Source organism: Aminobacter sp. P9b, from assembly GCF_045345995.1.
Lineage (GTDB): Bacteria > Pseudomonadota > Alphaproteobacteria > Rhizobiales > Rhizobiaceae > Aminobacter > Aminobacter niigataensis.
The window spans coordinates 1,218,654-1,231,812 of record NZ_CP150082.1 but is presented as its reverse complement, the minus strand read 5'-3'; the positions used below and the strand labels follow the sequence as shown (position 1 = coordinate 1,231,812).

10 protein-coding genes are annotated in these 13,159 nt (G+C 66.4%); 6 read left to right on the top strand and 4 right to left on the bottom strand.

Annotated features, from left to right (window positions below; translation table 11 throughout):
• Positions 1 to 87: 87 nt before the first annotated feature.
• Positions 88 to 1,515: a sodium:proton antiporter gene (locus tag WHT83_RS05955; protein ID WP_183263055.1), complete on the bottom strand. Its 1,428-nt coding sequence runs from the start codon at positions 1,513 to 1,515 to the stop codon at positions 88 to 90.
• A gap of 56 nt (positions 1,516 to 1,571) precedes the next feature.
• Positions 1,572 to 2,171, bottom strand: coding sequence for a bifunctional nicotinamidase/pyrazinamidase (pncA, locus tag WHT83_RS05950; RefSeq protein WP_183263056.1), 600 nt, complete (start codon positions 2,169 to 2,171; stop codon positions 1,572 to 1,574).
• A gap of 211 nt (positions 2,172 to 2,382) precedes the next feature.
• Here pncA and WHT83_RS05945 point away from each other — a divergent pair, with 211 nt between their 5' ends.
• The 6 genes from WHT83_RS05945 to WHT83_RS05920 are packed head-to-tail and all read left to right on the top strand — an operon-like array spanning position 2,383 to position 9,513.
• A complete protein-coding gene (locus WHT83_RS05945) occupies positions 2,383 to 3,240 on the top strand; it encodes an FAD binding domain-containing protein (RefSeq protein ID WP_406873261.1) in 858 nt (285 codons plus the stop codon).
• Positions 3,237 to 6,113, top strand: coding sequence for a molybdopterin-dependent oxidoreductase (locus WHT83_RS05940; protein WP_406873260.1), 2,877 nt, complete (start codon positions 3,237 to 3,239; stop codon positions 6,111 to 6,113). The genes WHT83_RS05945 and WHT83_RS05940 overlap by 4 nt, the downstream gene beginning before the upstream one ends.
• Entirely contained in the window at positions 6,110 to 7,645 is a 1,536-nt protein-coding gene (locus tag WHT83_RS05935) for a 6-hydroxynicotinate reductase (RefSeq protein ID WP_406873259.1), read from the top strand. Before WHT83_RS05940 ends, WHT83_RS05935 begins: the two co-directional genes overlap by 4 nt.
• Positions 7,642 to 8,511 (top strand): UPF0280 family protein, encoded by an 870-nt coding sequence (locus WHT83_RS05930; protein ID WP_406873258.1) that lies wholly within the window; start codon positions 7,642 to 7,644, stop codon positions 8,509 to 8,511. The genes WHT83_RS05935 and WHT83_RS05930 overlap by 4 nt, the downstream gene beginning before the upstream one ends.
• Positions 8,504 to 9,088 carry an amino acid synthesis family protein gene (locus WHT83_RS05925; protein ID WP_406873257.1) on the top strand — a complete coding sequence of 195 codons (585 nt, stop codon included), beginning with the start codon at positions 8,504 to 8,506 and terminating at the stop codon, positions 9,086 to 9,088. Before WHT83_RS05930 ends, WHT83_RS05925 begins: the two co-directional genes overlap by 8 nt.
• Complete coding sequence (locus WHT83_RS05920; protein ID WP_406873256.1) at positions 9,085 to 9,513, top strand: MarR family winged helix-turn-helix transcriptional regulator; 429 nt, start codon at positions 9,085 to 9,087, stop codon at positions 9,511 to 9,513. Before WHT83_RS05925 ends, WHT83_RS05920 begins: the two co-directional genes overlap by 4 nt.
• A 45-nt stretch (positions 9,514 to 9,558) precedes the next feature.
• Here the strand turns inward: WHT83_RS05920 and WHT83_RS05915 are convergent, their stop codons facing one another.
• Together WHT83_RS05915 and deoC are read right to left on the bottom strand one after the other, a co-directional pair.
• Complete coding sequence (locus WHT83_RS05915) at positions 9,559 to 11,928, bottom strand: aldehyde dehydrogenase family protein (RefSeq protein ID WP_406873255.1); 2,370 nt, start codon at positions 11,926 to 11,928, stop codon at positions 9,559 to 9,561.
• Between the two features lie 164 nt (positions 11,929 to 12,092).
• Positions 12,093 to 13,139 carry a deoxyribose-phosphate aldolase gene (deoC, locus tag WHT83_RS05910; RefSeq protein WP_406873254.1) on the bottom strand — a complete coding sequence of 349 codons (1,047 nt, stop codon included), beginning with the start codon at positions 13,137 to 13,139 and terminating at the stop codon, positions 12,093 to 12,095.
• Positions 13,140 to 13,159 lie beyond the last annotated feature (20 nt).

Below are 13,159 nucleotides of genomic sequence, written 5' to 3'. Positions count from 1 at the left end.
AGAGGAGCTCTGAAAGGTCACCGCCAACCTCTTCTCCCAACGGGGAGAAGGTGGCTGCGCAGCGGCCGGATGAGGGGGAGCTGCCCCTCACCCGAAGAACACGAAGCCGGCGATCAGGAAGGTCGGGATCAGCACCGCGCCCGACCACAGCATGTAGCCGAAGAAGCCGGGCATCCTGACCCCGCTCTCGCGCGCAATGGCATAGACCATGAAGTTGGGCGCGTTGCCGATATAGGTGTTGGCGCCCATGAACACCGCGCCCGCCGAGATCGCCGCCAGCGTCGAGGCAAACGTGGTCATCAGCTCCTTGGGATCGCCGCCGGCCAGCTCGAAGAACACGAGATAGGTCGGCGCATTGTCGAGGAAGGACGACAGTATGCCGGTGAGCCAGAAATAGGCGAGGTCGTTGGGTGCGCCAGTCGGCCCGGTGACCATCGACACTAATGGCGCAAAGGCACCGTCGACCCCTGCCCGCAGAATGGCAATGACCGGCACGATACAGACGAAGATGCCGGCAAACAGCTTGCCCACTTCAAGGATCGGGCCCCAGTTGAAGCCGTTGGCGGCACGGTACTCCTTGCGGGTGATGCGCAGCGAGACGAGCGCAAGCACCACGATGATGGCGTCGCGGACGAGATTCTGCAGTTCGACATGCACACCCTGGATGGTGAAGGCGATGCCGGGCTTCCACGAAGCCGACAGCAGGATGGCGCCGATGACACCGCCCAGCAGGACGATGTTGGCGACGCCGCGGATGCGGACCTTGGAGTCCGGCGTCGGGTCCTTGATCTTGGGCTGGCCCTGCTCGCGGCTGTGCAGGAACCAGTCGAGTGCGAGGAAGGTAGCGAGCACGATGCCGCCGACGAACAGCGTCTCGCGCCACAGATTGGCCGTGGTCCAGAAGAAATCGACGCCTCGGAGGAAGCCGACGAACAGTGGCGGGTCGCCGAGCGGGGTCAGCGAGCCGCCGATGTTGGACACCAGGAAGATGAAAAAGACGACGACATGGGCGTTGAACGGCCGGTTGTCGTTGGCGCGGATGATCGGGCGGATCAGGATCATCGAGGCGCCTGTCGTGCCGACCACCGAGGCAAGCGCAGCACCTATCAGCAGCAGCGCACCATTGACCATGGGCGTGCCATGGATGTTGCCGGCGACCAGGATGCCGCCGGCGATGGTGAACAGCCCGAACAGCAGGATGATGAAGGACATGTATTCGAGCAGCAGCGCATGCAGCACCGCCTCGGCGGAGACAGCCGTGCCGAACGCAATCGCCATCGGCACGACGACGAGGGCCGCCCAGAGGGCTGTGATCTTGCCGTAGTGGTGCTCCCAGACGTGGGGATAGAGCAGCGGCCCAGTGGCAATGCAAAGCAGCAAGCCGGCAAAAGGCAGCGCCCACCACAACGACATCGCGGCACCGGGCAATCCAGCTTCCGCTGCAAAAGCCGAACCGGCGGTCAGCAGTAGCCCGAACAGCGCCAAGGGAGCTGCAGCAATATGCAAGAGTTTCATTTCGTCCCCTCAAGCCGACGCAAACGCCGGTTTATCCAGTACGCGATCGCCAATGCTCAAACGAGCTTGACGCCGGCGTCGCGCATCTTTCCGATCATGATGTCGAGCGAGCCGCCGAGATCGATCGCGCGGCAGGCATCGAGCCGCACCGTCGTCGCAAACCCCTGCCTGACCGCATCGAGCGCCGAATAGGCCACGCAGAAATCGGTCGCAAGACCTACCAGCGTGATCGAGTCGATGCCGCGCTCGTTGAGATAGCCGGCAAGGCCGGTCGGCGTCAGATGATCGTTCTCGAAGAAGGCCGAATAGCTGTCGATGCCGGCGCGGAAGCCCTTGCGGATGACCAGCTCGGACTTTGCCCAGGCGAGGCCGGAATGGAAATCGGCACCCTTGCTGCCCTGGATGCAATGGTCGGGCCAAAGCGTCTGGGCGCCGTAGGGCATGTCGATGGACTCGAACGGCTGCCTGCCCTGGTGGCTGGAGGCAAAGCTGGAATGGCCTGCCGGGTGCCAGTCCTGCGTCAACAGCACATGCTCGGTGTTGCGGATGAGATCGTTGACCAGTGGCATGATCTCGTCGCCGCCTGACACGGCAAGCGCGCCGCCGGGGCAAAAATCGTTCTGTATGTCGATGACGATGAGCGCATCACCAGCCATGGAGCCTCCATCAAACCTGCGTCGAGTGGGACCGCCGTCTTGGCGAGCGCCGAAACTCGGCCAGATGGCCGCCCGCGTCAACCGCCAAACTGGCCGTTGCAGTTCATGAGGACCACCCTCACCCAACGTTACGGGCTTTGACAAAAGGTCGCAGCGAGTTATCATTTGCATGCGAATGAGTTTTGTCCGGCGACATGCCGGGAGGCATTGCGTGACCCGTTACGCGAAACCCAAGACGCTCGAAGAAGCGCTCGCGCTGCTCAGCGAAGGGTCGTGGCGCATTGTGGCGGGAGCGACCGACTTTTACCCCGCCCTCGGCAGTCGCCCCCTGCAGCAAGATGTCATCGACATTAACGGCATCGCCGCGCTGCGCGGCGTCGCCGAGACCGACAGCCATTTCGTCATCGCAGCCCGGACAAGCTGGGCGGAGCTGCTGCGCACCCCGCTGCCTCCCGCCTTCGATGCGCTGAAGCAGGCGGCGCGCGAAATCGGCTCGATCCAGATCCAGAACGTGGCGTCGGTCGCCGGCAACATCTGCAACGCCTCGCCAGCGGCAGACGGTGTTCCGGCGTTGCTGGTGCTCGACGCAGAGGTCGAGTTGCGATCACGGCACGCAACGCGGATAGTTCCGCTAGACCATTTCATCCTCGGCAACCGCAAAACCATCCTGCGGGACGACGAGATGGTGACAGCGGTGCGGATTCCCAAGGCGGCAACCGCCGGCAGCTCGGCCTTCTACAAGCTCGGGGCGCGGCGCTACCTGGTAATTTCGATCGCCATGGCAGCGGCGCGGGTCGCCTTCGACAGTGAAGGACGCATTGCCGCTGCAGCGGTCGCGGTGGGCTCGTGTTCGGCGGTGGCGCAGCGGCTGCATCGGCTCGAGCGCGATTTGGCCGGCCAGCCACCGGAGTTCATCGAAAGGATCGTCGGCAGCGTCACCTTCGACGAGTTGACGCCGATCGACGACGTGCGCGGCAGCGCGGCCTATCGGCGAGGCGCGGCGCGGGAAATCGTGGCGCGTGCGCTTCTGCAGGCTGCCGGCGCAAGCGAGAGACGGGCGGCGGCATGAAAAACGACCGCGCGCCGATCAGCTTCACCGTCAACGGCGCGCCGGTGTCGGTATCGGCGGCGCCGATGCGGCGACTGTCATCGGTCCTGCGCGACGAACTCGGGCTCACCGGCACCAAGGTCGGCTGCGATGCCGGCGACTGCGGCGCCTGCACCGTGATGCTCGACGGCGAGCCGGTCTGCGCCTGCCTGTTGCCGACGGCTTCGGTGGAAGGCGCTGCCGTGCGCACGGTCGAGGGCCTGGGCGGCGACGGCCTGTCCGCGCTCCAGGCCTCGTTGCTGGCGCATGGCGCCGCACAATGCGGCATCTGCACGCCTGGAATCCTGGTGGCTGCCACCGCACTGCTCGAACGCAATGCGTCTCCTGGCGAAGCCGAGGTGCAGGACGCGCTGGGCGGCGTTCTGTGCCGCTGCACCGGCTACCGCAAGATCGTGGCAGCGGTGATGGAGGCTCATTGCTTTGTGGCACCCCCCTCTGGCCTGCCGGCCATCTCCCCCTCAAGGGGGGAGATCGGCAGCTCCAACGGCAGCGATTGGCTAATCTCCCCCCTTGAGGAGATGGCCGGCAGGCCAGAGGGGGGTATGTCATCCAAGCATTTCGACTTGCGCCTCCCGCCAGCAGGCCATGCGGTCGGCGCCTCGCCGGTCAGGCTCGACGGCGTGGCAAAGGTGACCGGCGCCGAAAAATTCGGTGCCGACTCGTTCCCACCGGATGCGCTGTCCGTGCTGGTCGTCCGTTCGCCACATCACCGCGCAGCATTCAGCTTCGGCGACCTCGACGCCTATGTCGCCGACAATGCCGGTGTCACAGCCGTTTTCACTGCCGCCGACATTCCCGGGATCAACTGCTTCGGCGTCATCCCGCCCTTCGCCGACCAGCCGGCGCTGGCCGAGGGCGAGACCCGGTTCCGCGGCGAAGCGGTGGCGCTGGTGGCCTGCGAGGGCTGGGCCGCCCGCGAGTTGGACCTCGCCAGGTTCCCGGTGCAATGGCGCGAATTGCCGGCAGCGATGGAGCCTGTCGCGGCACAGGCGACGGGGGCTGCGCTGATCCACGCCAGCCGGCCGGACAATCTCCTCGTGCAAGGCGTGGTCGAGCGCGGCGATCCCGAAACGGCCCTCGCCAACGCGGCTGTCGTCGTTTCCGGCAGCATCGAAACCTCCTATGTCGAGCATGCCTATATCGAGCCGGAAGCCGGCTATGCATTTGTCGATGGCAGCACGCTCACCATCGTCGCCTGCACCCAGGCGCCACACATAGACCGGGACGACACGGCGCGCATCCTCGGCCTTGCGCCGGACAAGGTCCGTATCGTGCCGACGGCGACCGGCGGCGGCTTCGGCTCGAAGATCGATGTCTCGCTGCAGCCGCTGATCGGCCTCGTCGCGCTGAAGACCGGCCGGCCGGCGGCGCTTGCCTACACGCGCACGGAATCGATGGCCTCGACCACCAAGCGCCATCCCGCTTCGATGCAGGCGACGATCGGCACCGATGCCGACGGCATGATCCGCGGGATGATCTTTGCCGGCGATTTCAACACCGGCGCCTATGCCAGTTTCGGGCCCACCGTCGCCAACCGCGTGCCGGTGCATGCATCGGGCCCCTATGCCACGCCGAACTATCGCGCCAATGCCCGCGCCATCCACACCAACGGCCCGGTGTCGGGCGCCTTCCGCGGTTTCGGCGTGCCGCAGGCAACGCTGATGCAGGAAACCCTTTATGACGAGTTGGCCGACAGGCTCGACATCGATCGGTTGCAGTTTCGCTTGCAGAATACGCTTCGAAACGGCTCCGAAACAGTGACCGGCCAGCGTCTCGAAACCGGCGTCGGCATCATCGACTGCCTCGCCGCACTGGAGCCGCAGTGGCGGCGCGCGCTGACAGACGCCGAAGCCTTCAATGCGTCGCAGAATGCCGTCAGGCGCGGCGTCGGCATCGCCTCGTGCTGGTATGGCTGCGGCAACACCTCGCTGCCCAACCCCTCGACAATCAAGCTCGGCATCACGCCAGACGGCAAGGTGGCGCTGCACCAGGGCGCGGTCGACATCGGCCAGGGCTCGAACACGGTGATCGCCCAGATCGCAGCCGACGCGCTCGGCCTGCCGCTCGGCGATTTCACCATGCGAAGCGCTGATACCGCGATCACGCCCGACGCCGGCAAGACCTCGGCGTCACGCCAGACCTATGTCTCGGGCAAGGCGGCGGAGAAGGCGGCGCGGACGCTGCGCGAAAAGATCCTGCGCTACGCAAATGTCTCGGCAGACGCGTCGCTGCAATTGCTGCCCGGCGGCCTGCTGCTGGTGCATGAAGGCGGCGAACGACGGCGCATCGATCTTGTACTGCTGAAGCCCGACGACGACGGCTTGGTCTTTGCCGCAGAAGAGAGCTACGACCCGCCCACCACGCCGCTCGACGCCAGGGGCCAGGGCAAGCCCTATGCCGTCTACGGCTATGGCGCACAGATCGCCGAACTCGAGGTCGACATGGCATTGGGCACGGTCAGGCTGGTCAAGATCACCGCCGCCCACGATGTCGGCCGCGCCATCAACCCGCTGCTCGCCGAAGGACAAATCGAGGGCGGTATCGCCCAGGGCATCGGCATGGCGCTGATGGAAGAATACATCCCCGGCCGGACAGAAAACCTGCACGACTACCTGATCCCGACCATCGGCGACGTTCCGCCGATCGAAACCATCCTGGTGGAAGTTCCGGACCCGGAAGGACCCTTCGGCGCCAAGGGTTTGGGCGAGCATGTGCTGATCCCGACCGCGCCGGCGATCCTCAACGCCATCCGCCACGCCACCGGCGTGCTGGTGACCAAGGTGCCGGCAACGCCGTCGCGCATCCTGGCGGCAATCCAGGAGGCACGCCGATGAACGAGCTCTCCGAACGCTTCGAGACACATGAGGCCGGCGACAGGCAGGCGGGCGAGAAGCTGCGCTGCGATGCCTGCCCTGTCATGTGCTACATCGCCGAGGGCCGCACTGGCGCCTGCGACCGCTACGGCAATTTCGGCAGCCGCATCGTGCGCTGCGACCCCGTGCGCGTGCTCGACTTTGCGGTCGAAAGCGGCGCCCCGCTGGTGCCGTTCGGCGGCGAGGCCTGGGACGGCGAGCTGGTCAACACCGGCCGGCGTTTCGTCACCGCCATCGGTTCCGGCACGACCTACCCCGACTACAAGCCGGCTCCCTTCATCGTCAGCCAGGAGGTCGAGGGCGTCGACCTGGTGACCGTCGTCACCGAAGGCATCTTCTCCTACTGCGGCGTCAAGGTGAAGATCGACACCGACCGCCATCTCGGACCAGAAACGGCGAGCGTGCGCGCGCAGGGCGAGGCGGTCGGCCATGTGACGACGGGCGAATACGGCTCGCAGATGCTGTCGCTCGGCGGCGTGCACCACCTTACCGGCGGTTCGAAATCCGAGGGACGGGTGACCTGCGAGACCCTGCTCGACCTTTGCAACAAGAAGCCGGTGGAACTGACCATCGACGGCGGCGCGACCGTCGTCGTCGAGGCCGGCAAGGCGCCGGTCATCGACGGCCAGACCGAACACCGCATGCGCGTCGGCTGCGGCTCGGCGGCCATCGGCATGTTCGCCACGCAATGGCGCGGGCTGGTCGACGAGGTGGTGGTGGTCGACGATCACATCACCGGTGTCGTTTCCGAACACCAGGCCGGCAAGGTGCTGGGCTGGGAAGATACGGGGATCAAAATCCTCGGGCGGAAATCCACGCCTGGGCGCTATTTCAAGGTCTCGGAGCCTGGGCTCGGCTGGGGCGGCACCAGTATCTCCGACCCGCTCTCCATCCTCGGCGATTGGAACGCCAAGAAGGGCGCCCGCCCCGGGCTTACGCTGCTGATGGTATCGACGACAGGCGAACAGTTCGCCTATTACGAGCTCGATACCGAGCTGAAACCGGTCGAAAAGCCGTTCCCGGAGCGGTTGCGCAAGTCGGTTGGGCTGATCGAGGACAATTGTGAGCCGGCTTTGTGCACCGTGCTGTTCGTCGGCGGCGCGGGCGGCTCGCTGCGCGCCGGGGTCACCGAAAACCCCGTCAACCTGACCCGCTCTGTCCATGGCCTGAAGACCTATGTGACGGTCGGCGGCGCGCCGGTCTATGTCTGGCCTGGGGGCGGCATCACGCTGATGGTCGACGTCACACGCGTGCCGGATGGCGCCTTCGGCTATGTGCCGACCCCGGCGCTGGTGGCGCCGATCGAGTTCACGCTGCGCAAGGACGACTACCTGTTGCTCGGCGGACATGCGGCCGAGATCAGGAGCATCGGCGACGTGCTCGCGCGCGGCGGCGAATATTTCAACGAGCGGGCGGAGGCCCGGGCCGGTGCCGACAATCCCTGGCCACCGCTGGCGCAACTGCGCCGGGCGGTGCCGGACGGATCGCCATGAACGGACCCCAGGCAAGCTGGCTGCCGGACGGTCGCCGGCTGCATCTCAACCACGGCCCGATCGACCTGATCGTCGAGGGGTTCGGCGCCAAGGACGAGTTGCGTGCTGCCTACGGCCAGGCGGTCGAACGTTTCCAGACCATCTTGCCCGAACTGGTCGAAGAGCTGGCCGAGCTGCGCCGCCCGGCCTCGACCAGCCCCCGGCGCTTCGCGGGCCCGACGGCACGACGCATGGAGGCGGCGGTCGCACCACTGGCTGAACAGTTTATCACGCCGATGGCCGCCGTCGCCGGCTCGGTCGCCGACGAGATGCTGGCGGCCATGGTTGCCGGACGACGGCTCGGCCGGGCCTATGTCAACAATGGCGGCGACATCGCGCTGTACCTCGCCCCTGGCCAGCAGATGTCGGCGGCCATCGCCGGCACCGGCCATGGTCTCGCCGACCGGATGACGATCCGCTGGCAGGACCCGGTGCGCGGCATCGCCACCAGCGGCTGGCGCGGGCGCAGCTTTTCGCTCGGCATCGCCGATGCGGTGACGGTGCTTGCCGCGAACGGAGCGGCAGCCGACGCGGCGGCGACGCTGATCGCCAACGCCGTCGACCTGCCGGGCCACCCGGCAATCGTGCGCAGGCCTGCGTGCGAACTGGCACCCGACAGCGATCTCGGCGACAGGCTGGCGACCACCGGCGTCGGCTTGCTGACGCCCCGGGAGATCTTCCGAGCGCTCGACGCGGGGCTTGCGGCCGCCGACCAGATGCGGCGGCAAGGGTCGATCCAGACTGCCGTGCTATTCCTTGCAGGCGAACATCGTGTCAGCGGCATGCCGGCTGAGCGGTTCACGAGGGGGGTACTGAGCCATGCATGAGTTTCCGATCCGCAAGATTGCGGTGACCGTCGAAGAGATATTCCACGACGGTGGGCCGCCCGCCCGCGAGCCGCGACGACGTGCGGCCGCACTTGCGGTGGTGAAGAACCCGTTCGCCGGGCGCTATGTCGAGGATCTGCAGAGCGCCATGGACGATCTCAAGCCGCTCGGGCTGATGCTGACCGACCGGCTGATCGCGGCGCTTGGCGGCGATGCCAAGGCCATCGACGGCTATGGCAAGGGTGCCATCGTCGGCAGTGCGGGCGAACTCGAACATGGGGCGCTGTGGCATGTGCCCGGCGGCTACGCCATGCGCGAAAGGCTGGGCGAGGCCAAGGCGATCGTGCCTTCGGCCAAGAAACTCGGCGGCTTCGGCGCGCGCATGGACGTGCCGGTCGGGCACATCAACGCCGCCTATGTACGCAGCCATTTCGACGCCATGGAAGTCGGCATGCCAGACGGCCCGCGTCCCGAAGAGATCGTCTTCGCGCTGGTCATGACCTGCGGTCCGCGCATCCACGACCGCATGGGTGGATTGAAGGCCTCCGACATCAAGGCCTGGGACGGGTTGAGATGAGCCCTGAACCAGCCGAGGGCGACTATCAATTGCAGGGGCAGATCGGGTTCATTCTGCGCAAGGCGCACCAGCGCCATTTGGCGATCTTCGCCTCGCATATCGGCGACCTGACGCCGCCGCAATTCGCGGCACTGGCCAAGTTGCGCGATGTCGGCGAGACCTCGCAAAACCAGCTCGGCGGGCTGATCGCCATGGATGCGGCGACGGTCAAGGGCGTGATCGACCGGCTCGCCGCGCGCGGGCTGGTGCAACTGGCCAAGCACGAGGTCGACAAGCGGCGGCTGATGGTGCGCCTGACCGGCGAAGGGCGGCAGATGATCGACCAGCTTGTGCCGCTGGCGCGCACGATTACCACCGAGACGCTGTCGCCGCTGTCCGCCAAGGATGCGGCGACGCTGGTGATGCTGCTTTCGAAGATTAGCTGAGCATTGGGGCAGTAGGGCAGGATGTTTTTCTGCTCCCCTACTGCCTTAATCCCCGTACGGCACCCAAACATTCTTGACCTCGACAGCACGGCGCAGGAAAGCCTCGCCCTGGGCGGTTGGCCAGTCGAGGCTGCGGCCGTGGCCGGTCCAGACGCGCTTGAGGTTGCCTGTCGATTCCGCTTCAGCCTTGGCGCAGGTCTCGGCCTCGGCGACGACCCACAGACCGTCGACGTCGTCGTGCTTGGCGAGCACGGCCGAGAGTTCCGCCGTGTGGCCGGTGACGATATTGATCGCACCCGCCGGCAGGTCGGAATATTCGATCACCTGATAGAGATCGGTGGCGACCAGCGGCGCCGCGGTCGAGGGCACCACGACCACGGTGTTGCCCATGGCGAGTGCCGGAGCGACGAGCGAGACCAACCCGAGCAGCGGGGCCTCGTCGGGAGCGACGATGCCGATGACGCCGACCGGTTCATGTAGCGCCAGCGTCACCGTGCGTGCCGGCGGCTGGTGCACCCTGCCCTCGAATTTGTCAGCCATGCCGGCATAATAGAACAGCCGCTCGATCGAGGTTTCCACCTCGGCCTTCGCCACCTTGTGGCTGGCAGCGGTCAGTTCCGAGATGCGGGCGGCGAACTCCTCCGTGCGGCCCGACAGGTTCTCGGCGAGGTAATAGAGCACCTGCGCCCGGTTGTAGGCTGTCGCCTCCGGCCAGGCCTTGCAGGCGCGCGCCGCCGAGACCGCATCGCGGATGTCCTTGCGGCTGCCCAGGCCGACCTCCCCGACAAGCTTGCCCTTGGGTGTCAGCACCGGCAGCGAGTAGTTGCCGTCGGGCCGCACCTGCTTGCCGCCGATGAACAGCTTGGCCGTGCGGTCGATACCGTGGCTCTCGCCATTGTCGCGCGCGGCTGCCTTCGGTGCCGCCGGAGGCTTGATGACCGGCCCATGCGGCTCGCTCGGCGCCAAATATTCCTCCAGCCCCTCGCGCCCGCCTTCGCGGCCAAAGCCTGACTCGCGATAGCCGCCGAAGCCGCAGGCGGCGTCGAACATGTTGGTGCCGTTGACCCAGACCACGCCGGCCTTGAGCTGCGGCGCGACATGCAGCGCCAGATTGACGTTCTCGCTCCACACCGAGGCGGAAAGGCCATAACGCGTGTTGTTGGCGAGTTCGACCGCCTCTTCGGTGTTGCGAAAGCTCATGGTGGCGAGCACCGGGCCGAACACTTCCTCCTGGGCGAGGATGTTGGCCGGCGCCACCCCCGTCGCCAGCGTCGGCAGGTGGTAGTAGCCGGTCGCTGGCACGTCCTGGTCCGGCTGCCAGCAAACGGCACCTTGCCTCGCACCCTCCTCGACAAGGCGCCTGACCCTGTCGAGCTGGGTCCGGTCGACGAGCGGGCCGATGTCGGTGTTCTTGTCCAATGGCGCGCCGACGCGCAGCCGGCTCATGCGCGTCTTGACCTTGGCGATGAAGGCATCCGCGACGCTTTCCTGCACAAGGAGGCGCGAGCCGGCGCAGCAGACCTGGCCCTGGTTGAACCAGATGCCGTCGACAAGCCCTTCGACGGCGCTGTCGAGATCGGCGTCCTCGAAGACGATGAAGGCCGACTTGCCGCCGAGTTCGAGCGACAGCTTCTTGCCGGAACCGGCAGTCGCCTTGCGGATGGTCTTGCCGACCTCGGACGAGCCGGTGAAGGCGATCTTGTCGATGCCGGCATGATTGACGATGGCCGCTCCCGCCTCGGGTCCACCCTGGACGATATTGACCACGCCCTTCGGCACACCGGCGCGCTCGCAGATCTCGGCAAACAGGATCGCCGTCAGCGGCGTGAACTCGGCCGGCTTCAAGACCACGGTGCAGCCGGTGGCGAGCGCGGGCGCGATCTTCCAGGCGAGCATCAAAAGCGGAAAGTTCCACGGGATGATCTGGCCGACGACCCCGGCTGCCTTGCGGCCTGGAAACTCACGATCGAGCGACTGGGCCCAGCCGGCATGGTGGATGAAGTGGCGGATCGCCAAGGGCACATCGATGTCGCGGCTCTCGCGGATCGGCTTGCCGTTGTCGAGGCTTTCCAGCACGGCGAACAGGCGCTGGTGACGCTGCATGGCGCGGCCGATGGCGTAGAGAACCTTGGCGCGCTCGTAACCCGAGGCAGCACTCCACTTGGGCAGCGCCTTGCGCGCCGCAGCAACCGCGGCCTCGATGTCGGCAGCACCGGCATCGGAGACCTTGGCCAGAAGCTTGCCGGTCGATGGATCTTCGGTGTCGAAGGTCTTGTCACCTGATGCGGCGCGCCAGTCGCCCGCGATGAACAGCGCCTTCGAGAAGTCGCGGGCAGAGAGCCAGGCATCGGCTTCCGTGCGGGCCTCGGGTGCTGGGGCATAATCCATGGCGTGATATCGTTCGAGGATGTTCATGAGAGGCTCTCCCTTACCCTCCCCCTTGTGGGGAGGGTGGCCCAAAGGGCCGGGTGGGGGTCGTTGTTCGGTTACATCAGTTACTTGGTCTGCTGTCGGGCTGTACCCCATCCCGCGCCTGCGGCGCGACCCTCCCCACAAGGGGGAGGGTAAGGGGCGCAGCCTCACGCCATGGCGTGGCGGTGGTTGGCCGAGTAACGGCCGCTGACATGGTGCTCGAGCTGGCGCTCGATGTCGGTGAGCAAGCTCGACGCGCCGAAGCGGAACAGTTCGGGCTCGAGCCAGGGCCGGCCGAGTTCTTCCTTCATCAGCACCAGCCAGTCGAGCGAGACCTTCGCCGTCGAGATGCCGCCGGCGGGCTTGAAGCCAATGAGATAGCCGGTCTGCTCGTGATAGGCGCGGATCGCCCTGACCATGGCGAGGCCGACGGGCAGCGTGGCGTTGACGCTCTCCTTGCCGGTCGAGGTCTTGATGAAGTCGGCGCCCGCCATCATCGCCACCATGGAGGCGAGCGTGACATTGCGCAACGTCGCCAGGTCGCCGGTGCCCAAGATGACCTTGAGATGCGCCTCGCCGCAGGCAGCGCGGAAGGCCTTGATCTCGTCGTAGAGTTCCTGCCACCTGGCGCCAAACACCAGCCCGCGCGGAATGACGACGTCGATCTCGTCGGCACCGTCGGCAACAGACGCCTCGATCTCGGCGATACGGGTCGAAAGCGGTGCGAGACCATGCGGGAAGGCCGTCGACACCGCAGCGACATGGATGCCGGTCCCCTTCACCGCGTCGACTGCGGTGGCGACAAACGGGTGGTAGACGCAGACCGCAGCCGGGCGGATCACGGTGTCGCCCAGGCCGAGCGCTTCAACAAGATCACGCCGCAGCGGATAGACAGCCTTGGCGCAGAGCCGGCGGACGCGCTCGTCGGTGTCGTTGGAGTTGAGCGTCGTCAGGTCCATCAGCGAGATCGAGCGCAACAGCCAGGCGGCCTGGTTGTCGGCCTTGATCGAACGCCGCTTGGTCAGCGTGCCTACCCGGCGTTCCAAAGCCGAGCGGTTGACGTTCCGCATCGATTCCACGAACCCCAGGTCCAGCGCCATGCCGGGATTGCGCACGATCCCGTGGCCCTCCGCAGCATTCGCAGCCAGCCGAGACGGCAGAGGCATGACCGTGGCTGAGGACTGCATTTCGGCTTCACGCGGCTTGCCGCTCATCTGACTGCCTTTCCTCCTGA